The organism is Stenotrophomonas sp. TWI1409 (genome assembly GCF_039673015.1).
In the GTDB taxonomy this organism is placed as follows: Bacteria; Pseudomonadota; Gammaproteobacteria; order Xanthomonadales; family Xanthomonadaceae; genus Stenotrophomonas; species Stenotrophomonas maltophilia_A.
The window spans coordinates 1-22,856 of the sequence record NZ_JBDJKU010000045.1; the positions used below are offsets into that span (position 1 = coordinate 1).

General features: G+C 66.7%; 23 protein-coding genes. 11 read left to right on the top strand and 12 right to left on the bottom strand.

The features are described from left to right. Positions 1-144: 144 nt before the first annotated feature. The 5 genes from ABE423_RS14580 (at position 145) to ABE423_RS14600 (ending at position 5,159) form a co-directional block, all read left to right on the top strand. Positions 145-714, top strand: a complete 570-nt coding sequence (locus tag ABE423_RS14580; protein WP_032129724.1) for a hypothetical protein — start codon at positions 145-147, stop codon at positions 712-714. Between the two features lie 10 nt (positions 715-724). Next, a complete protein-coding gene (locus ABE423_RS14585; protein WP_099551635.1) occupies positions 725-1,888 on the top strand; it encodes a COX15/CtaA family protein in 1,164 nt (387 codons plus the stop codon). A gap of 4 nt (positions 1,889-1,892) precedes the next feature. After that, a complete protein-coding gene (gene cyoE, locus ABE423_RS14590; protein ID WP_057503633.1) occupies positions 1,893-2,786 on the top strand; it encodes a heme o synthase in 894 nt (297 codons plus the stop codon). Between the two features lie 152 nt (positions 2,787-2,938). After that, positions 2,939-3,745, top strand: a complete 807-nt coding sequence (locus ABE423_RS14595) for a calcium-binding protein (RefSeq protein WP_293796588.1) — start codon at positions 2,939-2,941, stop codon at positions 3,743-3,745. 793 nt (positions 3,746-4,538) lie between these two features. Beyond that, positions 4,539-5,159 (top strand): hypothetical protein, encoded by a 621-nt coding sequence (locus tag ABE423_RS14600; protein WP_346486530.1) that lies wholly within the window; start codon positions 4,539-4,541, stop codon positions 5,157-5,159. Between the two features lie 117 nt (positions 5,160-5,276). Here ABE423_RS14600 and ABE423_RS14605 read toward each other — a convergent pair whose 3' ends face one another. From ABE423_RS14605 to rpsU, 6 genes are all read right to left on the bottom strand, one after another. After that, positions 5,277-6,248, bottom strand: a complete 972-nt coding sequence (locus ABE423_RS14605) for a bile acid:sodium symporter family protein (protein ID WP_293796594.1) — start codon at positions 6,246-6,248, stop codon at positions 5,277-5,279. Positions 6,249-6,276: 28 nt separating this feature from the next. Continuing rightward, positions 6,277-6,777 carry a sulfur transferase domain-containing protein gene (locus ABE423_RS14610; RefSeq protein WP_346486532.1) on the bottom strand — a complete coding sequence of 167 codons (501 nt, stop codon included), beginning with the start codon at positions 6,775-6,777 and terminating at the stop codon, positions 6,277-6,279. Positions 6,778-6,805: 28 nt separating this feature from the next. After that, a complete protein-coding gene (gene dnaG, locus ABE423_RS14615) occupies positions 6,806-8,545 on the bottom strand; it encodes a DNA primase (RefSeq protein ID WP_253144972.1) in 1,740 nt (579 codons plus the stop codon). A 62-nt stretch (positions 8,546-8,607) separates the two neighbouring features. After that, positions 8,608-9,549: a YihY/virulence factor BrkB family protein gene (locus tag ABE423_RS14620; protein WP_346486533.1), complete on the bottom strand. Its 942-nt coding sequence runs from the start codon at positions 9,547-9,549 to the stop codon at positions 8,608-8,610. 103 nt (positions 9,550-9,652) lie between these two features. Next, positions 9,653-10,096, bottom strand: a complete 444-nt coding sequence (locus ABE423_RS14625; protein ID WP_004153909.1) for a GatB/YqeY domain-containing protein — start codon at positions 10,094-10,096, stop codon at positions 9,653-9,655. Between the two features lie 133 nt (positions 10,097-10,229). Beyond that, entirely contained in the window at positions 10,230-10,445 is a 216-nt protein-coding gene (rpsU, locus tag ABE423_RS14630) for a 30S ribosomal protein S21 (protein ID WP_002808376.1), read from the bottom strand. Between the two features lie 166 nt (positions 10,446-10,611). Between rpsU and tsaD the strand changes: the two genes are divergently transcribed. Next, positions 10,612-11,637: a tRNA (adenosine(37)-N6)-threonylcarbamoyltransferase complex transferase subunit TsaD gene (gene tsaD / locus ABE423_RS14635; RefSeq protein ID WP_180838564.1), complete on the top strand. Its 1,026-nt coding sequence runs from the start codon at positions 10,612-10,614 to the stop codon at positions 11,635-11,637. 41 nt (positions 11,638-11,678) lie between these two features. Here the strand turns inward: tsaD and ABE423_RS14640 are convergent, their stop codons facing one another. Further along, positions 11,679-12,359, bottom strand: a complete 681-nt coding sequence (locus ABE423_RS14640) for a hypothetical protein (protein WP_235202920.1) — start codon at positions 12,357-12,359, stop codon at positions 11,679-11,681. A gap of 487 nt (positions 12,360-12,846) precedes the next feature. On the opposite strand from ABE423_RS14640, the gene folB reads away from it, so the two are divergent. From folB to ABE423_RS14660, 4 genes are all read left to right on the top strand, one after another. Beyond that, positions 12,847-13,200, top strand: a complete 354-nt coding sequence (folB, locus tag ABE423_RS14645; RefSeq protein WP_180838565.1) for a dihydroneopterin aldolase — start codon at positions 12,847-12,849, stop codon at positions 13,198-13,200. A 62-nt stretch (positions 13,201-13,262) separates the two neighbouring features. Next, the gene (locus ABE423_RS14650; RefSeq protein ID WP_180838566.1) at positions 13,263-14,534 is read left to right on the top strand and encodes a mechanosensitive ion channel domain-containing protein; all 1,272 of its coding nucleotides are present in this window, start codon (positions 13,263-13,265) and stop codon (positions 14,532-14,534) included. A 128-nt stretch (positions 14,535-14,662) separates the two neighbouring features. Continuing rightward, entirely contained in the window at positions 14,663-16,837 is a 2,175-nt protein-coding gene (locus ABE423_RS14655; RefSeq protein ID WP_180838567.1) for a glycoside hydrolase family 3 N-terminal domain-containing protein, read from the top strand. Between the two features lie 129 nt (positions 16,838-16,966). After that, on the top strand, positions 16,967-17,512 hold the full coding sequence (locus tag ABE423_RS14660; RefSeq protein WP_180838568.1) for a hypothetical protein: 546 nt from the start codon (positions 16,967-16,969) through the stop codon (positions 17,510-17,512). 70 nt (positions 17,513-17,582) lie between these two features. On the opposite strand, the gene ABE423_RS14665 is transcribed toward ABE423_RS14660, so the two are convergent. Beyond that, a complete protein-coding gene (locus ABE423_RS14665; RefSeq protein WP_346486537.1) occupies positions 17,583-18,749 on the bottom strand; it encodes a PQQ-dependent sugar dehydrogenase in 1,167 nt (388 codons plus the stop codon). A gap of 170 nt (positions 18,750-18,919) precedes the next feature. Between ABE423_RS14665 and yiaA the strand changes: the two genes are divergently transcribed. Next, positions 18,920-19,372 (top strand): inner membrane protein YiaA, encoded by a 453-nt coding sequence (yiaA, locus tag ABE423_RS14670; protein WP_285302899.1) that lies wholly within the window; start codon positions 18,920-18,922, stop codon positions 19,370-19,372. A 52-nt stretch (positions 19,373-19,424) separates the two neighbouring features. On the opposite strand, the gene ABE423_RS14675 is transcribed toward yiaA, so the two are convergent. From ABE423_RS14675 to ABE423_RS14690, 4 genes are all read right to left on the bottom strand, one after another. Next, positions 19,425-19,754, bottom strand: a complete 330-nt coding sequence (locus tag ABE423_RS14675) for a hypothetical protein (RefSeq protein ID WP_107432956.1) — start codon at positions 19,752-19,754, stop codon at positions 19,425-19,427. Between the two features lie 110 nt (positions 19,755-19,864). Next, complete coding sequence (locus ABE423_RS14680; RefSeq protein ID WP_010484214.1) at positions 19,865-21,166, bottom strand: amino acid permease; 1,302 nt, start codon at positions 21,164-21,166, stop codon at positions 19,865-19,867. Next, on the bottom strand, positions 21,163-21,924 hold the full coding sequence (locus ABE423_RS14685; RefSeq protein ID WP_346486540.1) for a L,D-transpeptidase family protein: 762 nt from the start codon (positions 21,922-21,924) through the stop codon (positions 21,163-21,165). Before ABE423_RS14685 ends, ABE423_RS14680 begins: the two co-directional genes overlap by 4 nt. A 15-nt stretch (positions 21,925-21,939) precedes the next feature. Then, the gene (locus ABE423_RS14690) at positions 21,940-22,788 is read right to left on the bottom strand and encodes a MurR/RpiR family transcriptional regulator (RefSeq protein ID WP_346486542.1); all 849 of its coding nucleotides are present in this window, start codon (positions 22,786-22,788) and stop codon (positions 21,940-21,942) included. Between the last annotated feature and the right edge of the window lie 68 nt (positions 22,789-22,856).

Here is a 22,856-nt window from a genome sequence, read left to right on the forward strand (position 1 = left end):
GGGGGGCGGTTACTGTCTGGGGGCCGGTGGCCCCCCCGCGCCGGTTTGGGCGGGCGGCTGGCCGGAAAGCCCTGGGTTTCTGGGGGGCGGGCCAGCGCCGGGCACTACCGGCATCCCTTACCCAACCATGAGAAAATGCCCCGCATGAACACTGCTACGTCCCCGCAGGCGCGCGGCTCCGGCCGCCGGACCCTGGTGCTGCTGTTTGCCGTGTTCTTCGGGGCGATGGCACTGGCCGCCGTGCTGCGCTTCTCCGGCTGGCAACCGACCGGGCACCGCAATGCCGGCCAGCTGCTGAAGCCGCCGGTGGACCTGCGCCAGCAGGCGCCGACCCTGGCCAGCGGCCAGCCCTACGCCTGGAACCCCGAGGCCCGTACCTGGCGTCTGCTGGTGGCGCCGGCCGGTGCCTGCGACGCGCAGTGCGTCACTTTGTCGCAGGGACTGGGCAAGGTGTGGCAGCTGTTCGGCCATAACGCCGATAATGTCGAAATCCTGTGGCTGGGAACGCCACCGGCGTCGATCGCCTCGCTGCCCGCGCTGCGGCCGCTGGCTCCGTCGCCAGCACTGCGCGCGGCCCTGCCCGGCGTCGACGATCCGGCTGGCCTGCCGGTCTACGTGATCGATCCGAACGGCTTCGTGATCATGCGTCATGCCCCGGGCACCGACCTGGGTGGCCTGCGCAAGGACATGGCCACGTTGCTGAAACTGAAGTGAGTCCCGTTTGATGAGCCTTTCCGCGCGTCCGGCGCTGCACCGCAATTTCCACCGCCTGGCGTGGTTCGCCATGATCATGACCGCGAGCACGATCATGTTCGGCGCGTTCGTGCGCCTGTCCGATGCCGGCCTGAGCTGCCCGGACTGGCCGACCTGCTATGGCCAGGCCACCTGGCCGCAGCACGTGGAAGAGACCATCGGCCACCCGGCGGCGGAGATCCGCCCGCTGGAGACCCACAAGGCCTGGCGTGAGCAGGTGCACCGCTTCCTGGCTGGCGCGCTGGGCATCGAGATCCTGACCCTGGCCCTGTTGGCCACGCGCAAGCGGCGATTCGGAAGCACGGCGGTGGTGACCGCCTGCGTGCTGGTGGCCGCCGGCATACCGCTGTACATGATGGGCTGGCATGGCACGGCCAGCGTGCTGGCGTTGATCGGTGAGGCGATCCTGCTGATCGCCGCGCTGCGCTGGAGCAACATCGACCTGGCGCGCGCTGCATTGCTGACCCTGGCGGTGGTGATCTTCCAGGCCTTGCTGGGCATGTGGACGGTGACCCTGCTGCTCAAACCCATCGTAGTGATGGGCCATCTGCTCGGTGGCATGCTGATGTTCGGCCTGCTGGTGTGGATGGCCTGGCGCGCGACGCACATGCCGATCACCCTGGCCGAGGCGCCGAAGCTGAAGTGGCTGCTGCGCATCGGCGTAGCGGTGCTGGTCACCCAGATCGCGCTGGGGGGCTGGGTCAGCGCCAATTACGCGGCGCTGGCCTGCGGCGGTGGCAGCGCCTCGTTGGACAACTTCCCGCGCTGCGCCAACCAGTGGTGGCCGCAGCACAACTTCGTCGAAGGCTTCACCCTGTGGCGCGGCATCGGCGTGGATTACGAAGGCGGCGTGCTGGATGGCGCTTCACGTATCGCCATCCAGATGGCGCACCGCATGTTTGCGGTGGTGGTGGCCGTCTACCTGCTGTGGCTGGGCGTACGCCTGTTCCGGTTGCCGAGCATGCGTGGCTGGGCCAGCGCGTTGATCGCGCTGCTGGTGCTGCAGGTCACCCTCGGCATCCTCAATGTGAAGCTGGCGCTGCCGCTGGAAGTGGCGGTGGCCCACAACGGCGTGGCCGTTGCCCTGTTGTTCGTGCTGGTCAGCCTGCTGGCCCGCCTGCGTGCCCCGGACTGATTCCATGTTTTCCAATTACCGCCAGTACTGGGACCTGACCAAGCCCAAGGTCGTTGCCCTCATTGTCTTCACCGCCCTGGTCGGCATGGTCCTGGCCATCCCCGGCGTGCCCAGCTGGGAGCAGGTGCGCGCAGGCGTGCTCGGCTTCCTGGGCATCTGGCTGGCCGCTTCGGCGGCCGCGGCGATCAACCAGCTGCTGGATGCGCACATCGATGCGCAGATGGCCCGCACCTCGTGGCGTCCGCTGGTGGTGGGCAAGGTCAAGCCGTGGCAGGTGCTGGTGTTCGCCGGCGTGCTGATCGTGCTGTCGATGGTCATCCTGGTGCTGTGGGTGAACCTGATCACCGCAGTGCTGACCTTCGCCTCGCTGATCGGTTACGCGGTCATCTACACCGTGTACCTGAAGCGTGCGACCTCGCAGAACATCGTCATCGGTGGCCTGGCCGGCGCGATGCCGCCGATGCTGGGCTGGGCCGCGGTGACCGGCATGCAGGGTTCGTCGGACTGGGCGTACTCGTCGCTGCTGGTGCTGATCATCTTCATCTGGACGCCGCCGCACTTCTGGGCGCTGGCGATCTTCCGCCGCGAGGACTACGCAAAGGCGGAGATCCCCATGCTGCCGGTGACCCACGGCGTGGTGCACACCCGCAAGCAGATCATGGTGTATTCGGTGGTGCTGGCGCTGGTCTGCCTGCTGCCGTACCTGGTGGGCATGAGCGGTGCGTTCTACCTGGGCGGCGCGATCGTGCTCAACGCCGTGTTCCTCTGGTACGCCTGGCGCATGCTGGACCCGCCGGACGAACTGTTCTCGATGAAGATGTTCTATTACTCCATCGTCTACCTGATGGCGCTGTTCGCCTTCCTGCTGGTGGACCACTGGATCCTGCCCTGGTTGTAGAGTCGAGCCATGCTCGACTCGGGGGCGGATCCCCGTCGGGGCTCTGACCCGGTCTGATGGTGGGCGCATCCACGCATGGCGTGGATCTACTTGAACCGCGGTTGCTGTGTCGCCATTGCTGTTCCTGACCTCAAGGAAAGGAAGGCGCAGGGATGCATTCGATCTTCCGCTGGACCAGCGCGCTGCTGCTGGCGCTCGGCATGGCCCTCAATGCGCATGCCGACGACACCGCCGTGCAGATCCGCCAGCACGCCGGTGAGCATCGCCTGCTGGTGCTGGGTGAATTTCACGGTACCCGCGAGACACCGCTGCTGGTACGCCAGCTGGTGGACGACTACAGCCGTAACGGCCCTGTCGTGCTGGCCCTGGAACTGCCGCGTGCAGAGAACCCTGCGCTGCACGACTATCTGGAATCCGATGGCGGGGCCGCGGCGCGCCAGCACCTGCATGGCCGCGCGTTCTGGACCGTGCGCGATGACCAGCATGACGGCCGTCGCAGCCGCGACATGCTGGCGATGATCGAAGACCTGCGTGCGCTGAAGGCACAGGGTCGTGCCATCGATGTGGTCGGCTATGACGTCGACAACAGCGATGGCGGCAACCAGGCACGCGATGACCGCATGGCGGCCGAGCTGCGGCGGCTGTACCGGCGACTGCCGGCTGGCGCACGCATGCTGGTGCTGACCGGCAACGTGCACGCGATGCTGCAGCGCCCGCAAGGTATGCCGCCGGAAATGCAGATGCACCCGATGGCGTCGCAGCTGCGGGACCTGGATATCTACAGCGTACGGTTGGGCGCGCAGCGTGGTCAGGCGTGGGGATGCGCGGGCCGCTGCGTGGCGCGGTCACTTCCAGAGCAGGTGGCCACGGCGCCGCGGGTCGATGCCGATGCGAAACGGCCGTACGACCTGTGGGTGTGGATGCCGGAGTTGAGCGTCGGTACGCTGGTGGGCCCGTAACGGCAGGCAACCCATCCACGCATGGCGTGGATCTACTGGTGGTTCACGCCATCGGTGGGAGTAGAGCCACGCCATGCGTGGATGGGCTCTCACGGAACCCGGCGCAGCCAGTGTCGGGTTTCGCCCGGGATGGCTGCAACTGCGCCCATCGACCAAGCCGTCGCGCTGTAGGGTTTTGCCGCGCTGTCAGCTTCCTGCACGCAAGGCGTCACAGATACCGACTGTTCCACCAGACCGGATCATCAACAGTAGATACACAGGTATTGCGGGATGACTCGCAATTCTGTGGAGCAATCAATGAGATGTCATGTTTCTCTGCCCATCGTTCTGTGTGCCGCGCTTACCTGCCTGGCTGGCAATGCGGCAGCAGAAGTAAAAGCACTGAGTCGGGCCAACTGCATTGGATTCATCAACGAATCCCCTATGAACGGCCCCAGTTTCGCAATTTTCAGGGGTCGGCCGTAACCAGGCACGTTCCCCTCGGGAACATTGAGCCGAAGCATGCTTTCGGTGCTAACAATGGACTGTACTCCTGGCGATTTTACGCAGGCGATGGCAGTGATCCAGAACGAATGGTTGTTCACGGATATCACACATGGGTGCTGGGCGGACGCGTATTTACGCAATCCACGAGTGCGGTCGATTGCCAACTTTCGGAGTGGTGAGCATCATGAAGAGTCTTTGCTTTATCGCATTCTCGCTGGCCACGTCGATGTCAGCTCAAGCATCCCAGAATGAACCTGCTCCCGATGCGGTAGGGAGCTGGCTACACCAACGCGCCATGCAGGCTGCAATGCAGGAGGCCTCGGCAATGGGAAGATCGTCCGCCAGCGTGGGCAGCTACCAGATGGTGAAACTGGCAGACCTTGATGCCCCCCGAGAAGTGAAGCGGCAGCTTCGCGATGACATCGAACGATCCAACGGTGTCGTGCGGGTTGCAGCAGGGAGCATCCCAACGCAGGCCGAAATGCTGGCTGCCGTGCCGCGGACTCACCGCTCAACTCCAGAACTGCGCCAGCGCCTGCCGCAGCCACCCAGCAGGCTGGAAAGCAGCCTGCTGGGCGCAGCCGAGATGATTGGCATGGAGCCCAGTGGTGCGTTGGAGGGTGGAAAGTCCTCGGGCTTGAGCCGTTTCTACCGGCTGGAGGGTGTCGGCATCGTGGAGTTCAGCGAGAACAACTTCCTCGCTGCGGGCATGCAGATCGAGGTCATCGCGGAGGCGCAGAACACCGTGGTGGACGGCAAGCCCGCTCACCTCGGGAAGGTTGTGGATAGTGTCGGCCGTACTCGGGTTGAGCTTGCCTGGACGGGAGACAGCAAGACCTACAGTCTGACCGCCACGGGCGAGCTGGGCAGCGACGTGGAGCGCAACGCCCGAGTGCTGCACGACATCGCCGCGGCCATCGTGGATTAGCGGCGGCGTATGCGTCATCCATGCATGGCGTGGATCTACTGCGGGTTCACGCCATCCGCGGTTTGGTAGATCCACGCCGCGCGTGGATGGGCTCTCTACAAAAGCCCGCGCGCCCAATCAGGGCGCGCGCTTCGCATACCGCTGCGCGATCACGCCGCAGACGATCAGCTGGATCTGGTGGTAGATCATCACCGGCAGCACGATCGCGCCGAGGCTTCCACCGGCGAACAGCACCTTGGCAATCGGCACGCCGGTGGCCAGGCTCTTCTTCGAGCCACAGAACACGATGGCGATCTCGTCCTCGCGGTTGAAGCGCAGGCGGCGGGCGATGAAGGTGATCAGCGGCATGGCGATGCCTAGCAGCACGGCGGCGACCACCGCCACGGCCAGCAGCGACAGCAGCGGTGTCTTGCTCCACAGCCCTTCGGTCACCGCTTCGCCGAACGCGGAGTACACCACCAGCAGGATGGTGGCCTGGTCGGTGTAGCGCAGCAGCGCGCGCTGCTTCTCCACCCAGCCGGCAATCCACGGCCGCAGCAGGTGGCCGGCCACGAACGGCACCAGCAGCTGCAGCATGATGCCGCCGATCGCGTGCAGCGGGTCGTGCACGCCGCCGGAGGTACCGGCCAGCGCGGTCAGCAGCAGCGGCGTCAGGAACACACCGAGGATGCTCGACAGCGACGCGCTGCATACCGCCGCAGGCACGTTGCCGCGTGCCATCGAGGTGAACGCGATGGACGACTGCACGGTGGAGGGCAGGGTGCACAGGAACAGCACCCCCAGGTACAGCTCCGGGGTCAGCAGCCAGCCCGACAGTGGCTTGAACATCAGCCCCAGCAGCGGGAACAGGATGAAGGTGCAGGCCAGGATGGTCAGGTGCAGCCGCCAGTGCAGCATGCCGCCGATGATCGACTCGCGCGGCAGGCGCGCGCCATGCAGGAAGAACAGCGCGGCGATGGCGACGGTGGTGACATCGTCGAGCACGATGGCGGCGGCGCCCTTCATCGGCAGCAGCGAGGCCAGGCCGACGGTGCACAGCAGGGCGAGGGTGAAGTTGTCCGGTCGCAGGCGCGACCACCAGCGGGTCATGGTGGGCAGAGTCCTTGGTGCGGAGGGTTCAGGGCGAGGTGACCGGCGTGGCCAGGCGCTGGCGGGTGGCGGCTTCCAGCGACTTCAGGCCGGCACGCTGGCCGAGCTGCAGGGCCTGTTCCGGGCTTGCGTGTTCGTAGCGTGCATTGATCAGGCCGAGCACGGCACCGGCGCGGTTGCCGGAGGCGCAGTGCAGCAGCACCGGCCCCTGGCTCTGCTGCAGGGCCTGGTGCGCGGCACGGATGTTGGCTGCATCCAGGCCGTCGGCGCCGGCCACCGGAATGCGCACATAGCGCAGGCCCAGCGATTCGGCCGCGTGGATTTCATCGAAGCCGCGGTCTTCGTCGGACTGGCGCAGGTCGATCACGGTGCGCACGCCCTGCGCGGCCAAGGCCTGCAGCTGCGCGGCACTGGGCTGGCCGCCGACATACAGGCCGGGGCGGACTTCGTTCAGGGGCGCGTCTTCGGCCAGGGCCGTCAGCGGCAGGCAGAGCGACAACAACAGCAGGCAGGTCAGGCGCAGCAGCATGGTCCTCTCCGTGAAAACGTTCTGCCCGCTACAGGCGCAGTCCGGCGCGCGCCTTCAGCAGCTCGCGCAGTTCGTATTTGTCAGTATCGTCCAGGCCCTGCTGGCGCTGCTTTGCCAACAACTCCTCCAGACGTTGCACCAGCAGCTGTTTCTCCAGCTGGGCCACTGCGTCGTGCAGTTCCTGGGTCCAGCTGGCTTCGGTGCCGGGCAGCGTCTGTGCGGCCAATGTATGCAGCGAGGCCTGTTCCTCGCGGCCGTCGAAGTGTTCCAGCAGGGCGCCGGTGCTGATGTCCGGGCGCTGTTCGACCAGCCCCAGCAGCTCCAGCAGCAGTTCCACACCAGGCAGGCGAAGGCCCTGGAAGTGATGCTTGCCGCCCAGGGTCAGCGCCAGCGACGGCTGCTGCAGCAGCACGGCGATCGCGCCGCGCACCAGGCTGCGCCTGGCCACTGGCTGGATCGTGCGCGAAGGCTGGCGTTGCGGCATCGACGTGCGTGCAGCCTGGGCGTTGCCGCCGAGCCCGGTCAGCTGCGCCAGCTGCTGCTTCATCAGGTCGCCGAAGGCACCGTCGGGAATCTGCGCCAGCATCGGCTTTGCGCGTTCGGCCAGGCGCGCCTTGCCGTCCAGCGTGCCCAGGTTGATCTCGCGGGTCAGTTCATCGAAGAAGAACTGCGACAGCGGCGTGGCCTGCTTCAGGCGCTCGTTGAAGGCCTCGGCGCCTTCCTTGCGCACGATGGTGTCCGGGTCTTCGCCATCGGGCAGGAACAGGAAGAAGGCCTGGCGGCCGTCCTTCATGCGCGGCAGCACCGACTCCAGCGCCTTCCAGCCGGCGCGGCGGCCGGCGGCGTCGCCGTCGAAGCAGAAGAACACGTCCGGCGCGTTGCGGAACAGCAGCTCGGCATGGTCCGGCGTGGTTGCGGTACCCAGTGTTGCCACCGCCTGGGTGACACCGAACTGGAACAGCGAGACCACGTCCATGTAGCCCTCGACCACGATCAGCCGCTCGATCTTCTGGTTGGCCTGACGCACCTGCCACAGGCCGTACAGTTCGCGGCCCTTGTGGAACAGCGCGGTTTCGGGCGAGTTGAGGTACTTGGGGCCGTCGTCCTTCTCGAACACGCGGCCACCGAAGGCGATCACCCGGCCACGGCGGTCGAAGATCGGGAACATCACCCGGTCGCGGAACTTGTCGTAGACGTGGCCGCGGTCATTCTTCGAGAACAGGCCGGCGCGGTCGAGCAGCTTCATGCGCCGCTCGTCCTTGCCCAGTGCATCGCGCAGCCCGCTGTACCCATCCGGGGCGTAGCCGATCTGGAAGCGCGCGCGGTTCTCTTCGTCCACGCCACGCCCATCAAGGTAACTGCGTGCCTTGTCGCTGCCTTCCAGGTTCTTCTGGAAGAACCGGGCAGCGGCATCCAGTGCCGAATACAGCTCGCGGCTGTCGTCCTGCTGCTGGGGGCTGCGCGGGTTCTCGTTGCGCGGTACTTCCATGCCCGCGCGCTTGGCCAGCTCATCCACCGCGTCGAGGAACTCGAGGCGGTCGTAGTTCATCAGGAAGCTGATCGCGGTGCCGTGCGCGCCGCAGCCGAAGCAGTGATAGAACTGCTTGGTGGGCGAGACCGTGAACGACGCCGAGCGCTCGTCATGGAACGGGCAGCGCGCGGCGTACTCCTTGCCCTGGCGCTTCAACGGCACGCGGCTGCCCACCACCTCGACGATGTCGGAGCGGGCGAGCAGATCGTCGATGAAAGCGTCGGGGATACGGGCCATGGGCAACAGAACGGGGCGCGGCCGCAGGGCGCGCAGCAGGGGCGGCAGGTTCCCCTAGTTTACTAGCTGGCGGTGCCGGGGCTGGCCTGTTCCGCATCGGCCCCGGCCCTGGCCAGTTGCGCCCGTGCATGCTGCCGTTCGTCGATCACCGCGGTCATCAGCGCACCGACGAAGAACACGGCGGTGGCGTAGTAGATCCAGACCAGCGAGATCACCAGCGCGCCCATCGAACCATAGGCGCTGCCCGGGGCCACGGTGGCGATGTAGACGCCAATCCCGTAGCGGCCGAGGGTGAACAGCACCGAGGTGATGGCACCGCCGATGAAGGCCTGGCGCCAGGCCACGCGGCGGTCCGGCAGGTAGTGGTAGAGGAAGGCGAAGGCCAGCGTGTACAGCAGCAGCGAGGTCAGGTAGCCGATTGCCGGCAGTACCGAGGGCAGCTGCGCGAACACCACCTGCAGCGCAGTGGTGGCGGTCATCGACAGGATCAGCAGGAAGCCCAGTGCCAGCACCACGCCGAACGAGAACACGCGTTTGCGCAGCCAGGCCTTGATGCCTTCCAGACGCTGGCCGCTGGTGTGGAAGATCCGGTTCAGCGCGTTCTGCAGCTGGGCGAACACGGCGGTGGCGCCGATGAACAGCAGCAGCGTGCTCCACAGCCCGGCCAATGAACCGACGCTGGGCTGGCTGTTGGCGTTGTGCAGCACGGTGTCGGCGACGCTGGCCACGCTGCTGCCGGCCACCGAACCGATCTGGCTGATCAACGTCTGTTGTGCCGGTGGGTACAGCGAGGCGGTCAGCCACAGCAGCAGCACCAGCAGCGGTGCCATCGACAGCAGGGCGTAGAAGGAGACCGAGGCGGCCTGGGTCAGCACGTCGATTTCGACGAAGCGCTTGGTGACGGCCATCGGGAAGCTGTCCTGCAGGCGGTCAGCGTAGTGGCGAAGCCGTGCGGGAATGCCGTGGGGACGCGTGTCGGCGGGGGAGTGCGATTGCTCGACCATGGGGATGTTGTAGCAGCCGGGGGTCGAAGGTGCGGTGAAGCGGGTGCATCAATGGGGTCAGAGCCCTTCCGCGATGCGAAAGGGATCCGACCCCGGCAATGGCTTACGCCAGCTGCTGCTTGACCAGCTTGGAGACCAGACCCATGTCGGCCTGGCCAGCGAGCTTGGGCTTCAATGCGCCCATCAGCTTGCCCATGTCGGCCGGACCGGAAGCGCCGGTCTCGGCGATGGCGGCCTGGATCGCGGCGACGATCTCGGCTTCGCCCATCTTGGCCGGCAGGTAGGCTTCGATGACCACGATCTCGGCGCGCTCGATCTCGGCCAGGTCCTCGCGGTTGGCGGCTTCGAACTGGCTGACCGAGTCCTTGCGCTGCTTGACCATCTTGTCGAGCACGGCGATCACGGCGGTGTCATCCAGCTCGATGCGCTCGTCCACTTCGCGCTGCTTGATGGCGGCGTTGATCAGGCGGATCACGCCCAGCTTGTGCTTCTCGCCCGCCTTCATGGCGGCCTTCATGTCTTCGGTGAGCTGCTGCTTCATGCTCATGAGGAACCTCGTGGTAGTAGGTGGGGCGGGGCGGATGCCCGAACCCGGAAACGCAAAAAGCCGGCGACGCTCGCGCGTGCCGGCTTCGGCTCCATCGCGACAGGCAAGCCCATCGCAATGAAGATGCGTCCGATCAGTACAGGCGCTGACGCTTGGTAACGTCGCGCGACGAGCGGCGCAGCTGACGCTTCACAGCAGCGGCGGCCTTGCGCTTGCGCTCCTGGGTCGGCTTTTCGTAGAACTCGCGCTTGCGGGTTTCGGCCAGCACACCGGCCTTTTCGCAAGTGCGCTTGAAGCGGCGAAGAGCAAACTCGAAGGGCTCGTTCTCGCGGACTTTGACGCTGGGCATGGAATCTCCGGGACACAGTAGAACCGGGTCACGCCCGGCGAGCCGCACATTATAGCGGCGAATAGACAAACTGCAAGCGGCCAACCCTGAATACGGGCCAGAGGTTCGAAAGCAGTGAGACCTGCGCGTCCCCCGAGGGGGCGGCAGGGGCGTCATAATAGCAGGCATGCGAGTCCTTGGCATCGAATCTTCCTGTGATGAGACCGGCGTGGCGGTGTATGACACCGACCTGGCCGGCAGCGCGGCCCTGCGCGCCCATGCGGTCTACAGCCAGATCGCCCTGCACGCCGAATACGGTGGTGTGGTGCCCGAGCTGGCCAGCCGCGACCACGTCCGCAAGTTGCTGCCGCTGGTGCGCCAGACCCTGGCCGAAGCCGGCCTGGGTGTAGGTGATATCGACGGCGTGGCTTACACGGCGGGTCCCGGCCTGGTCGGCGCGCTGCTGGTCGGCGCGGGCGTGGCGCGGTCGCTGGCCTGGGCGCTGGAGGTGCCGGCGGTGGGCGTACACCATATGGAAGGCCACCTGCTGGCCCCGCTGATGGAGGACGACCCGCCGGAAGCGCCGTTCGTGGCGCTGCTGGTGTCCGGTGGCCATACCCAGCTGGTGGCGGTGGACGCGATCGGCCAGTACCGCCTGCTGGGCGAAACTCTGGACGACGCGGCCGGCGAGGCCTTCGACAAGACCGCCAAGATGATGGGCCTGCCCTATCCGGGCGGCCCGCAGCTGGCCAGGCTGGCCGAGCAGGGCACGCCGGGTGTCTACCGCTTCGCGCGGCCGATGACCGACCGCCCGGGGCTGGATTTCAGCTTCTCCGGCCTGAAGACCCAGGTCCTGATGGCCTGGCGCGACAGCGACCAGAGCGAGCAGACCCGCGCCGACATCGCCCGTGGCTTTGAAGATGCAGTGGTCGAGACCCTGTCGATCAAGTGCGAGCGCGCGCTGGAAGCGGCCGGCACCAATGTGATCGTGGTGGCTGGCGGCGTCGGCGCCAACAAGCGCCTGCGCGCACGCCTGCAGCAGATGGCCGAGCGCCTTGGCGGCCGTGCCTGCTTCCCGCGGCCGGCGTTGTGCACCGACAACGGCGCGATGATCGCCTTCGCCGGCGCGCTGCGGCTGCAGGCCGGCCAGCACAGCCCGCCGAAGGTCGAGGTCACCCCGCGCTGGGACATGGCGACCCTGCCTGCGGTGTAAGCCCCGGAACCGGTAGCGCCGGGCCATACCCGGCGGACGCATTACGGACGCCCTGCCAACGGCGACGCCGCCAATACCGTCGTTGCCCGCTCATGGCGTTGCAACCAGCCCAGCGTATGCGGGCAGCGCGCATGGATCAGCCGCCCGATCGCAGCCAGGTCGGCACCGATGTCGCGTTCCAGGATGGGTTCGTGGTGGGCGATCCGATTGCGCAGGAGGCGGATGCGTCCGATGTCTGCGTGGATGCTCGTGCGGACGACGCTGAGAGCATTCTGTGGCGCGTTCGGCAACGCAATCTTCAAGCCCCGCGTCCAGATGGCTCCCTCGAAGCGCCGCGTGAAAAGCTGCTGCCAGAACGCGAAGCGAAGGCTGGCGATGATCTCCTGAGTGTCCATCCGACGACCAGCCTGTCTATGGAGATCCTGCAAGGCCGACAACGCGCCATCTGCTGGCATCCGCTGCAGCAGTGCAGGATGCCAGGGCCAGCGCGGCCCAAAGGCATGCGCCAGCGCCGCGGCCACCGCGTTGCGGATTACGATTTCACAGACGTGCAGGGGGGATAGCAGCGCGCCGCACATCTGCATGTTCCATACGTAAAGCGAGGCGGCATCCAAAGAGTGCCGGTCCGCGATACGTTTGTACGTCGCCCACCGTGGGCGTGACAGCGCTGCCTGCAGGATTCGTTGCTCTCTCATCAAATGCGGGACCACATGGCGGATCATCAGCCTGCGCTGGTTGCCGCTGGCGTGATATCGGGCAATGCCGCCGCGTCAGGCAGCAGAATTCCTGTATTGCCCTTGGCTTCCTCCAGCATGTCGCGATTGACTCTGGACCGTCGAGGGAATGAACGTCATGATCTGCATCGTGTGCTTCGGGACTCGCGGCTGGATTCCAGCTCCCCCCGAGGACGTTGAGAGGTACCAAAGGGCCCCGCTAGCAGGGCCCTTTGTTTTTTGGAAATGCGGGCATAGTCGGAATCGCCTCTTGATCCGCAGACCTCACCCGCTTCAATTTCGACGCCTGCGCCACCGGGACTCGCGGCTGTTCAACAGCTCCCCCCGGGGACAAGCGGTAGTACCAGAGGGCCCTGCTAGCGGGGCTCTTTGTTTTTCCCAGTGCCGCATTCCTGCCGGCCACCCACCGCCCGTTCCGGGCAGGCTCACCGCCGTGCCGTTACCATGGCCCCCTGTACTCGGGCTGGTAAGCGCAATGGACAAGGTTTTCATCGAGGGGCTGACGATCGACGCCCTGATCGGTATCTACGATTGGGAACGACGGATCCGCCAGGACCTGGTGTTCGACCTGGAGATGGGCTTCGACAACCGTCGTCCCGCGGCCTCCGACGACATCGCCCATACCCTGAACTACAAGGCGGTGAGCAAGCGCCTGGAGCAGTTCGTGCGCGAGTCGGAATTCGGCCTAGTGGAAACCCTGGCCGAGCGCTGCGCACAGATCGTGCTGGACGAATTCGACGTGAAGTGGCTGCGCCTGAAACTGAGCAAGCTGGGCGCGGTGCGTGGCGCGCGCGCGGTGGGCGTGATCATCGAGCGCTCGCGGGACTGATCCGGTAGTGCCGGCCGCTGGCCGGCACCCCCAACAACAACGACAACGCAAGGAGACAACTGATGGTGGACGCGGTGGTGGCGGTACAGTGGCTGGAAAAGCTGCAGAACACACTGGAACCCTATCCCGGCGCCTACCTGGCGTTGATGATCACGGCGCTGCTGGTCGCAGCGGGCCTGGCCAACTGGGTGACCAAGCGCATCCTGGTGCGTGGCCTGCGGCGCCTGCTGCAGCGCCTGCCGGGCGCCGAGTCCGGGCGCGGCAGCCACTTGATGCGGGTCATTTCGCGCCTGTCCAACGTGGTGCCCAGCCAGGTGATCGCCTCGGGCATCACCTTCATCCCGGATCTGCCGGAAGGCCTGGTCAAGGTCATCATCAAGCTGTGCATCGTGTGGGCCGTACTGACGGTGTCGATGGCGTTCTCGCATGCGCTGGACGCGGCCAACAGCCTGTACGAGCGCAAGCCCGATGCGCGCAACAAGCCGATCAAGGGCTACCTGCAGGTGGTCAAGATCGTGGTGTTCGTGGCCGCCGGCCTGTCCATCATCGCCACCCTGCTGGGGGTGAAGCTGGGCCCGCTGGTCACCGGCCTGGGCGCGGCCACGGCCGTGCTGATGTTGATCTTCCAGGACACCATTCTGTCGCTGGTGGCCAGCGTGCAGATCAGTGGCGATGGCCGCGTGCGCATCGGCGACTGGATCGAGATGCCCAGCCAGAACGCCGACGGTGACGTCATCGATATCGCGCTGCACACCGTCACCGTGCAGAACTTCGACAAGACCATCACCACCATCCCGACCAAGAAGCTGGTGACCGAGTCGTTCAAGAACTGGCGCGGCATGCAGGAGGCCGGTGGCCGCCGGATCAAGCGCGCGCTGTACCTGGACCAGCACAGCGTCGGTTTCCTGGACGAGGGTGATCTGGCCTTCCTCGGCGAATTCGCGCTGCTGCGCGACTACCTGCAGGCCAAGGAGCAGGAGCTGGGCCAGTGGAACGGGCGCCTGCGCGAGCAGGGCGTGGCCGAGGTCAACAGCCGCCGGGTGACCAACCTGGGCACCTTCCGTGCGTACGTGGAGCGCTATCTGCGCAGTCACCCGGGCATCCATACCGACATGACCCTGCTGGTGCGGCAGCTGCAGCCGACCACCGAGGGCCTGCCGCTGGAGCTGTACTGCTTCACCCGCAGCACCGCCTGGGGCGAGTACGAGGCGGTGCAGTCGGACATCTTCGACCACCTGCTGGCGATCCTGCCGGCCTTCGGCCTGCGCGTGTTCCAGGCCTCCAGCGACGCCATGTTGATGGCCGGGCAGCGCCAGTTGGCCGGCTCGGAGTAAGCTGCGGTGCCCCCGGCGGGGCCATACGGACCCCGCTGGTGGCTGAAACTGAATGAAGAAACCTCTCGCCAAATCGCCCGGGATCGCTAGAATGCCGGGCTTGTAAACGTTTTCATCAAGGACTGCCGGTGGCCTCCGATCGCATCGAATCCCTCATTGCCCAGATGACCGTCGAGGAAAAGGTCGGCCAGCTGGGTGTCTTCGCGGACATGGTCCGCCCGTTCGCCCCGGACGTGAACCCGGAAGCCAACGTGCGCAATGCCGACCAGGTGCTGCAGCAGGTGCGCGAGGGCAAGGTCGGTTCCCTGTTCAACGGCGTGGGCGCCGAGCTGGGCCGCCGCATCCAGCAGGTCGCCACCGAAGAGAGCCGCCTGGGCATCCCGGTGATCCTGGCTGCCGACGTCATCCACGGCATGCGTACCGTGTTCCCGATCCCGCTGGGCGAGGCCGCCAGCTTCGAACCGGAGCTGGCCGAGCGCACCGCCCGTGCCACCGCCGTCGAGGCCACCGCTGCCGGCCTGCACTGGACCTATGCGCCGGCGGTGGACATCGCCCGCGACCAGCGCTGGGGCCGTGGTGCCGAAGGTGCCGGTGAGGACGTGGTGCTGGGCTGTGCATTCGCCGCCGCCCGCGTGCGCGGCTTCCAGGGCAGCGACCTGCGCGCTGCCGATTCGCTGCTGGCCACGCCGAAGCACTTCGCCGCCTATGGCGCGGTGATGGCGGGCATGGAATACAACATGGTGGACATCTCGCCGCAGACCCTGCGCGACGTGCACCTGCCGCCGTTCAAGGCTGCGTTCGACGCCGGCGCGATCACCGTGATGTCCTCGTTCAACGACATCAACGGCGTGCCGGCCAGTGCCAACGCCGAACTGCTGACCGACATCCTGCGCGGTGAGTGGAAGTTCCCGGGCGTGGTGATCTCCGATTACACCGCCGACATGGAACTGGTCGCGCACGGTTATGCCGCCGACGACCGCGATGCCACCGCCAAGGCGTTCACCGCCGGCCTCGACCTGAGCATGCAGAGCGGCTTCTACGCCGAGCACCTGCCGGGCCTGGTCGAGAGCGGCGAGGTGCCGATGGCGGTGCTGGATGAAGGCGTGCGCCGCATCCTGTGGCTGAAGGAAACCATCGGCCTGTTCGACGACCCGTACCGTTCGCTGGATCCGGCGCGCGAAGCCGATACTTCGCACATTGCCGCACATGACGCGCTGTCGCGCGATGCGGCGCGTCGTTCGATCGTGCTGCTGAACAACCGCGACAACGTGCTGCCGTTGCAGAAGACCGGGCAGAAGATCGCACTGATCGGCCCGTTCGTGCAGGACCGCGAGAACATCGAAGGCTGCTGGACGCTGTTTGGCGACAAGCAGCGCTACGTGGACCTGGAAACCGGCGTGCGCGCCGCCATCGGCGATGAAGCGCTGCTGGAAATCGTGCCGGGCTGCGAACTGGAAGTGGCCATTCCCGGTGGCACCGAAGCGGCCGTGGCCGCTGCGCTGCGCGCCGACGTGGTGGTGCTGGCGCTGGGCGAGCCGCAGCGTTACAGCGGCGAAGCGCAGTCGCGCGTCGAGATCACCCTGCCGCCGGCACAGCAGGCGCTGGCCGAAGCGGTGGCGATGACCGGCAAGCCGCTGGTGGTGCTGCTGCGCAATGGTCGCGCGCTGGCCCTGCAGGGCGCCGTGCGTAATGCGCAGGCGGTGGCGGTGACCTGGTACCTGGGCACGCAGACCGGCCATGCCGTGGCTGATGTGCTGTTCGGCGATTACAGCCCGTCGGGCCGCCTGCCGGTCAGCTTCCCGCAGGTGTCCGGCCAGCAGCCGTACTTCTACAATCACCCGCGCACCGGCCGCCCGGAACTGCCGACCATGTCGGAGTTCAAGGCCCGCTGGCGCGAGATTCCGAACGAGCCGCTGTACCCGTTCGGGCATGGCATCGGCTACACCACCTTCGCCTACGGTGCGCCGCAGCTGAGTGCGGCGCAGCTTGGCTGGGACGACAGCCTGACCATCACCACCACGCTGACCAACAGCGGCGACGTGGCCGGCGAGGAAGTGGTGCAGCTGTACATCCACGACCGCGTGGCCAGCCGCGTGCGTCCGGTGCGCGAACTGAAGGACTTCCGCAAGGTGGCGCTGCAGCCGGGCGAGTCGACCGAAGTGGTGTTCACCCTGACCCGCGAGCAGTTGGCGTTCACCGGCCGCGACGGCGTGCTGCGTGCTGAGCCGGGCCAGTTCGATGTGTGGGTGTGCGCGTCTTCGGCCGCCGGTGAGGCGGTGCAGTTCGAGCTGCTGAAGGCCTGATCGAGAAAAAGGGGACGGAGGGGATTAAGTCGTTTGTGCCACTAACGACTTAATCCCCTCCGTCCCCTTTTTGTTGTCCTCACCGCGGCGGCGCTACCATCGGGCTCCCTGTTTCGATGGAGTGCGCGCATGCGCCGGATGGCTTGTCTGATTCCCGCCCTGGTGCTGGCCGCCTGCTCGCAGCCGGCGGCACCGCCGGCCGAGCCTGCGGCGGATGCACCGCCGCCGATGGAGGCCAGTGTTGCGGCGACGCCTGCGGCTGAACCGGCGAAGGCTGCTGCCGAGCCGGCCGGCGCCGCACCGACGGATGCGCCCGCGGAAGACGCGCGTGCACGCATTGAGACGCTGCTCGGCGACGCCGCGCAGTACGAGAAGGTGTTCAATGCGTTCAAGACCGCGGTGGTCGGCGGTGATCGCGCTGCGGTGGTGGAGGAAGTGCGCTTCCCGCTGAATATCGCTAACGGAAGGAAGATCACCGGCCCCGGTGAGTTCCAGCGCAACTACGAGAAGATCATCACCCCGGCGGTGGTCAAGGCGGTGTCCGAACAGGACTTCGGCAAGGTCTTCGTCAACCACCAGGGCGTGATGATCGGTGATGGCCAGGTGTGGTTGAACGGGCAGTGCCTGGACCAGGCTTGCACGAAGACCGAGGTGAAGGTCATCACCATTCAATGAACGCAGACGGCCCCGCGTGCGGGGCCGTTGCGGGAAAACGTGCCGGCCAGCGGCCGGCACTACCATCCTGTCAGGTTTTCGGGGTGAGCTTCAGCAGGCGCGCCTTGTTGCCGTCTTCCAGCAGCCACAGTGCGCCATCCGGGCCCTGTTCCACTTCGCGGATGCGCTCGCCCATGTTGAAGCGTTCGGCTTCGCGCGCGCTGTCACCATCGAATGCCACGCGCACCAGCGAGGTGGAGGACAGGCCACCGATGAAGCCGCTGCCCTTCCACTGCGGGAACAGGTTCCCGCTGTAGATCACGAAGCCGGCCGGCGAGATGACTGGCGTCCAGGTCACCTTCGGGGCGGCGAACTCCGGGCGGGTATCGTGGTCGGGAATCGGGCGGCCGTCGTAGTGGTTGCCGTTGGAGACGATCGGGTAGCCGTAGTTGGCGCCGCGCACGATCAGGTTCAGCTCGTCGCCGCCGGCCGGGCCCATCTCGTGCGCCCACAGCTTGCCGTTGGCATCGAAGGCCATGCCGAGGATGTTGCGGTGGCCCAGCGACCACACCTGCGCGGCCACGCCGCCCTGCGAGGCGAACGGGTTGTCGGCCGGTAGGCTGCCATCGTCGTTGAGGCGGATGATCTTGCCGAGATTGCCGCCCATGTCCTGGGCCGGATCGAACTTCTGCCGCTCGCTGGAGCTGATCCACAGCTTGCCGTCCGGGCCGAAGACGAGGCGGTGGCCGTAGTGGCCCTCGCCACTGACCTTGGGGCTCTGCCGCCAGATCACCTTCAGGTCCTTCAGCTCACCGCCACCGTTGGTGTCCAGCGCCAGCGTGGCCCGGGCCACGGCGGCACCGCGGGTGTCCAGCGTGCCTTCCTCGGCGTAGCTGAGATAGATCACGTGGTTGCTTGCGAACTGCGGATGCAGGATCACGTCACCGAAACCACCCTGGCCACCGTAGGCGACCTTCGGAACGCCGGTGATCTCGTGTTTCTGGCCGCCGGCCAGGTCCAGGTGCTGCAGCTTTCCGCGCTTTTCGGTGACCAGCAGGCTGCCATCGGGCAGGAAGGTCATTGCCCACGGCTGGTCGAAACGACTGATTTCGGATGCGGTGAACGGTCGCTGGTCGGCAGCGTCTGTGCTGGCAGCGGCAGCTTTCTGCCCACTGGCATCGGGGCCGGCGGCACTGCAGGCCGTGGTGGCGAGGATCGGCAACAGGCCGAGGACGAGCAGCAGGGGCGTGCGGGTCATGGGTATCTCCAGCGGAAGGGGATGCGGATGGCCAGGCTCTCCCTTGTATACCACCGGGGCGGTGACGGTCCTGGCCCGAAGGTCCTGTTTCCCCCTGTGCGGCGGCGGCGGGATCGTCTAGGGTGGGTTCGCCCGGGCAAAGCATGCCCGCCTGACTGCAAGGAACCGCAATGAACGCACCGATCATCCATCGACCCTCGCCGGCCTTCATTGCCGCCTCCTGGGTGGCCCTGCTGCTCGGCGCGGTGGCCTACCTGATAGGCCTGTTCAATGCGGAGATGCCGCTGAACGAGAAGGGCTACTACCTCACCCTGCTCCTGTTTGGCCTGTTCGCAGCGGTGTCGCTGCAGAAGAGCGTGCGCGACCGTGTCGAGGGCATTCCGGTGAGTGGCCTGTACTACGCGCTGTGCTGGTTCGCATTGCTGTCTGCGCTGTTGTTGCTGCTGGTTGGCCTGTGGAACGCCACCCTGGTGCTGAGCGAGAAGGGCTTCTACGGCATGGCCTTCGCGCTGTCGCTGTTCGGTGCGGTGGCGGTGCAGAAGAACACCCGCGACCTGATCGCCGCCGGTGGCGGCGAGAGCAAGCGCAGCACGATCGTGCCGCCGCTGCCGGAACAGGAATGATGCAGCAACGGTAGCGCCGGGCCATGCCCGGCGTTGCCGCATATCGGGTCCGTCAGGGGCCGCGTGCCAGGCGCGGTTCCACCTGCTGCGCTTCCTCCCAGCCACGGCGAACGGCACTGCGTGCCTGCGCCCAGTCCAGGCGGCTGCGGCCGCGTTCACTGGCCCAGCGTGATTCCAGTTCGCCTTCCACTTCCTCGTAGGCGCGGATCATGTCCTGCGCACGTGCGGCGTGGCCGATGCGGTAGGCCGGCTCGTAGTCCTCGAAGAACAGCTGGTCGTCGTAGTACGGCTCGGCCGTGTAGCGTTCGCGCCAGTAGTTACTGACCGCATCGCGCGGTGTGCTGTCGTCCGGTACGCGGCCGGGAATCTGGTACTCGGTCATGGAAGGGCTCCGTTGTGGACGAAACCTGATCGTGCCTGCGAGGCGGTTAACGGCCCGGTCCGGCAGCGTGATCGCCAGATCAATCCGCCGGGCATGGCCCGGCGCTCCGCTCACCCGGCGTCGGCATCCTTGCGCGGCAGCTTGTAGATCACCGCGCCGATGGCGAACGCGACCAGTGCAGCAGCGATGTTCTGCCAGCTGGCACTGGCGAAAAGGGCCAGGCACAGCAGCAGCGCCAGCACCGGAATCAGCGGGCCACCCGGCAACTTCAACGCACCAGGACGGTCGGCGTAGCGCTTGGCCAGTACCAGTACTGCCGCGGCTGTTCCGATATAGGCGAACAGGCGCGTGGTCATCGACAGCAGCGCCAGCTGCACGAACGAACCCGACAGCGCCAGGCCGAGTGCGATCAGGCCCTGGCACAGAATCGATGCGGCCGGCGTATGGAAGCGCGGATGCACCTGCGCCAGGATCTTCGGCCCGTAGCCATCGCGCGCCAGCGCGAACAGGAAGCGCGGGCCCATCATCATCGTGTTGCTGTTGGTGCCGAGGATGGAAATGGTCGCGCCCACGGTGAGGATCAGCGCGAGTGCCTCACCACCGAAGCCTGCGGCGGCGTCGGCCAGCGGCGTGGCCGAACTGGACAGCCCGGCCAGCGTGCCCTGCGCCACCACCTGCACCGCTCCATAGATGACGGTGACGGTGATGATCATGGTGATCAGTGCGAACGGAATATCGCGGCGTGGGTTGCGGTACTCGCCGGCCGCAGCCGGGATGTTCTCGAAGCCCGCGTAGGCGTACAGCAGCAGCAAGGCGGCTTCACCCATGCGCTGCAGGTCGTGCGGGTCCGGGCGCTGGCCGGAGAAGGCCAGCTGCGGATCGATGTAGAACGCACCGATGGCCACGAACAGCAGCAGCGGCAGCATCTTGCCGATCACCAGCACCACGCCGGTGCGCGCGGCCGAGCGCACGCCAATGATGTTGACGCCAGTGAGGAAGCCCAGCGACACCACGATCACCGCGATGCGGCCCATGCCGGCGCCGGCCCACGGCCAGAAGCGCGCGACCGCATCGGCCAGTGCATTGCTCAATGCGGCCGCCGAGCTGATGCGGGTCAACCAGATCATCCAGCCGATCTCGAACCCGGCGAATCGCCCGAACGCCTCACGGGCATACAGGTAGCTGCCACCGGGTTCATCGAAGTAGCTGGCGGCCTGCGCGTAGCAGAGCACCAGCAGGGCAACGACGATGCCGGCGGCGACCACGCCCCACAGGCTGAAGGGGCCGAGCAGGGCGACGGTGGCGGCCGGCAGCAGGTAGATGCCGCTGCCGATCACATCGTTGATCGACAGGCCGACGATCTGCCAGCGGCTGACCGCGCGCTGCAGCTGCGGTTCGTCCTGCGCGCTCAACGGGCGTCTCCGCTCAGTGCGGGCAGCTGCCACTGGGCCTGCAGGCGCTTGTACTCGGCGCGCGGCAGCAGCACGAAGCGCGGCATATCCTGCGGCCGCAGCCAGTCAAGCAGGGCCTGCATGCGTGGCTGCGGCATGGCGGTGCAGCCAGCCGTGGCCTCGCCGGGCGCGCGCCACAGGTGGGCGAAGATGCAGCTGCCCTTGCCGGGCTGGTTGTCCGGGTTGTGGGCAATCACGAAGCCTTCCTGGTAGCGCACGTCGCCCTGGTTGTGCAGGTCCAGCCGCATCGGCTCGGTGGAGCCCTTGACCGCGGCGCTGCCGACCTTCCTCGCATCGACGATGCGGTTGTAGAACGGTGAACCGGGCACATCCATGCAGTAGCTGCTTTCAAGCATGGGCTGGTAGGCCATCGCGGTGCCGGGGCGGGTGATGGCATAGCCGAAGGCGCTGCCGAGCGCGAACACGCCGGCCGGGCTGCGGCCATCGCCTTCCTGCTTCTGTGGGCCATCGCCCTGCGCCGGATGCAGGCCCAGGCCCCACGCGCTGCCGGTACGGCCGAGCGCCACCGGGAACGCCTGCCCATGCGCATGCCAGCCCTTGCCATCGCGCACATAGGCCTGCAGTTGCCCCTCGGTGCTGCCCCAGCTTTCGCTGGTGACCACGATCAGCTGGCGCGCACCATCGAGCGGCGCGGCGTGGGCGGACATCGTTGCAGAAAGCAGCACGGCAGTGGTGGCAAGGCGGACCAGCGATTTCATCAACGTGCGCTCCGGTCAGGAATCCAGCAGGTGGTCGATCCGCTCCAGGTTCACCGCGAGCTGCTGCTGGCGATCCGGATTGGCGTGGCAGAGCAGCACGAACAGGAAATCGAGCAGCGCGTGCATGGCGCTACAGTACAGCAGCTGCGCGACCTGCGGCGTGCGGTCGTGCGCACACACCACCAGCGTTGCATCAGCATGCGCGCGCAGCGGGTTGGCGGTGTGGCGGGTGATGGAAATCACCTTGCCACCCATGTCCTGGAACTGGCGCGACAGCTGCGAAAGCTGGGGCAGGTTGCCGAACTCAGAGAACACCAGTAGCGCATCGCCCGGGCGTGCCGCCGACAGGTTGGCCAACATCAGGATCGGGTCGGTATGCGGCACCACCAGCAGGCCGAGCAGCGACAATCGCATGGCGAACTCACGCGCGTACAGGCCGTCGTCACCCAGGCCGTACACGAACAGCTTCGGCGCGCCGTCGAGCAGCTGCACGATGCGCTCGATTTCCCCGCGCGGGTTGGCCTGGCGGGTTTCCTCTTCGGCTTGTGCCTTGCTGCGGCGCAGGGCCTCGCCCAACCGCAGGTAGTCATCGCCGCTGTCGGGTTCGCTGGGCGCCTGCTGCGGGTCGGCACCGGCGCGAGCCACATCCTGGCCGATCGAGTACTTCAGGTCCGGGTAGCCCTTGAAGCCGAGCTTCTGGCTGAATTTCACCACGCTGGACTGGCTGATGCCCAGAGCGCTGGCCAGCTGCTGGGACGAGTAGTCGCGCAGCAGGTGGGCGTTGTCGAGAATGAAGTCGGCGATGCGACGCTCGATGGCCGACATCTGCCCGCGCTCGGAGCGGATCTTCAGCAGGGGCGGCATGCGGGGAGTCCGGGCATGTGTAGGCGCATTGCGGTTGGTCGCGTAGAGCGTGTCATGGAGTGGGCCGG

What these genes read in the sequence shown, in the direction of transcription:
- yiaA (WP_285302899.1), top strand. Translation starts at nt 18,920, where the DNA reads ATGAACGCACCGATCATCCATCGACCCTCGCCGGCCTTCATTGCCGCC.
- ABE423_RS14650 (WP_180838566.1), top strand. Translation starts at nt 13,263, where the DNA reads ATGGTGGACGCGGTGGTGGCGGTACAGTGGCTGGAAAAGCTGCAGAAC.
- ABE423_RS14595 (WP_293796588.1), top strand. Translation starts at nt 2,939, where the DNA reads ATGCATTCGATCTTCCGCTGGACCAGCGCGCTGCTGCTGGCGCTCGGC.
- ABE423_RS14690 (WP_346486542.1), bottom strand. Translation starts at nt 22,788, where the DNA reads ATGCCGCCCCTGCTGAAGATCCGCTCCGAGCGCGGGCAGATGTCGGCC.
- ABE423_RS14600 (WP_346486530.1), top strand. Translation starts at nt 4,539, where the DNA reads ATGCAGGAGGCCTCGGCAATGGGAAGATCGTCCGCCAGCGTGGGCAGC.
- tsaD (WP_180838564.1), top strand. Translation starts at nt 10,612, where the DNA reads ATGCGAGTCCTTGGCATCGAATCTTCCTGTGATGAGACCGGCGTGGCG.
- ABE423_RS14605 (WP_293796594.1), bottom strand. Translation starts at nt 6,248, where the DNA reads ATGACCCGCTGGTGGTCGCGCCTGCGACCGGACAACTTCACCCTCGCC.
- ABE423_RS14610 (WP_346486532.1), bottom strand. Translation starts at nt 6,777, where the DNA reads ATGCTGCTGCGCCTGACCTGCCTGCTGTTGTTGTCGCTCTGCCTGCCG.
- ABE423_RS14660 (WP_180838568.1), top strand. Translation starts at nt 16,967, where the DNA reads ATGCGCCGGATGGCTTGTCTGATTCCCGCCCTGGTGCTGGCCGCCTGC.
- dnaG (WP_253144972.1), bottom strand. Translation starts at nt 8,545, where the DNA reads ATGGCCCGTATCCCCGACGCTTTCATCGACGATCTGCTCGCCCGCTCC.
- folB (WP_180838565.1), top strand. Translation starts at nt 12,847, where the DNA reads ATGGACAAGGTTTTCATCGAGGGGCTGACGATCGACGCCCTGATCGGT.
- ABE423_RS14585 (WP_099551635.1), top strand. Translation starts at nt 725, where the DNA reads ATGAGCCTTTCCGCGCGTCCGGCGCTGCACCGCAATTTCCACCGCCTG.
- ABE423_RS14665 (WP_346486537.1), bottom strand. Translation starts at nt 18,749, where the DNA reads ATGACCCGCACGCCCCTGCTGCTCGTCCTCGGCCTGTTGCCGATCCTC.
- ABE423_RS14625 (WP_004153909.1), bottom strand. Translation starts at nt 10,096, where the DNA reads ATGAGCATGAAGCAGCAGCTCACCGAAGACATGAAGGCCGCCATGAAG.
- ABE423_RS14675 (WP_107432956.1), bottom strand. Translation starts at nt 19,754, where the DNA reads ATGACCGAGTACCAGATTCCCGGCCGCGTACCGGACGACAGCACACCG.
- cyoE (WP_057503633.1), top strand. Translation starts at nt 1,893, where the DNA reads ATGTTTTCCAATTACCGCCAGTACTGGGACCTGACCAAGCCCAAGGTC.
- ABE423_RS14580 (WP_032129724.1), top strand. Translation starts at nt 145, where the DNA reads ATGAACACTGCTACGTCCCCGCAGGCGCGCGGCTCCGGCCGCCGGACC.
- ABE423_RS14685 (WP_346486540.1), bottom strand. Translation starts at nt 21,924, where the DNA reads ATGAAATCGCTGGTCCGCCTTGCCACCACTGCCGTGCTGCTTTCTGCA.
- ABE423_RS14620 (WP_346486533.1), bottom strand. Translation starts at nt 9,549, where the DNA reads ATGGTCGAGCAATCGCACTCCCCCGCCGACACGCGTCCCCACGGCATT.
- ABE423_RS14640 (WP_235202920.1), bottom strand. Translation starts at nt 12,359, where the DNA reads ATGATCCGCCATGTGGTCCCGCATTTGATGAGAGAGCAACGAATCCTG.
- rpsU (WP_002808376.1), bottom strand. Translation starts at nt 10,445, where the DNA reads ATGCCCAGCGTCAAAGTCCGCGAGAACGAGCCCTTCGAGTTTGCTCTT.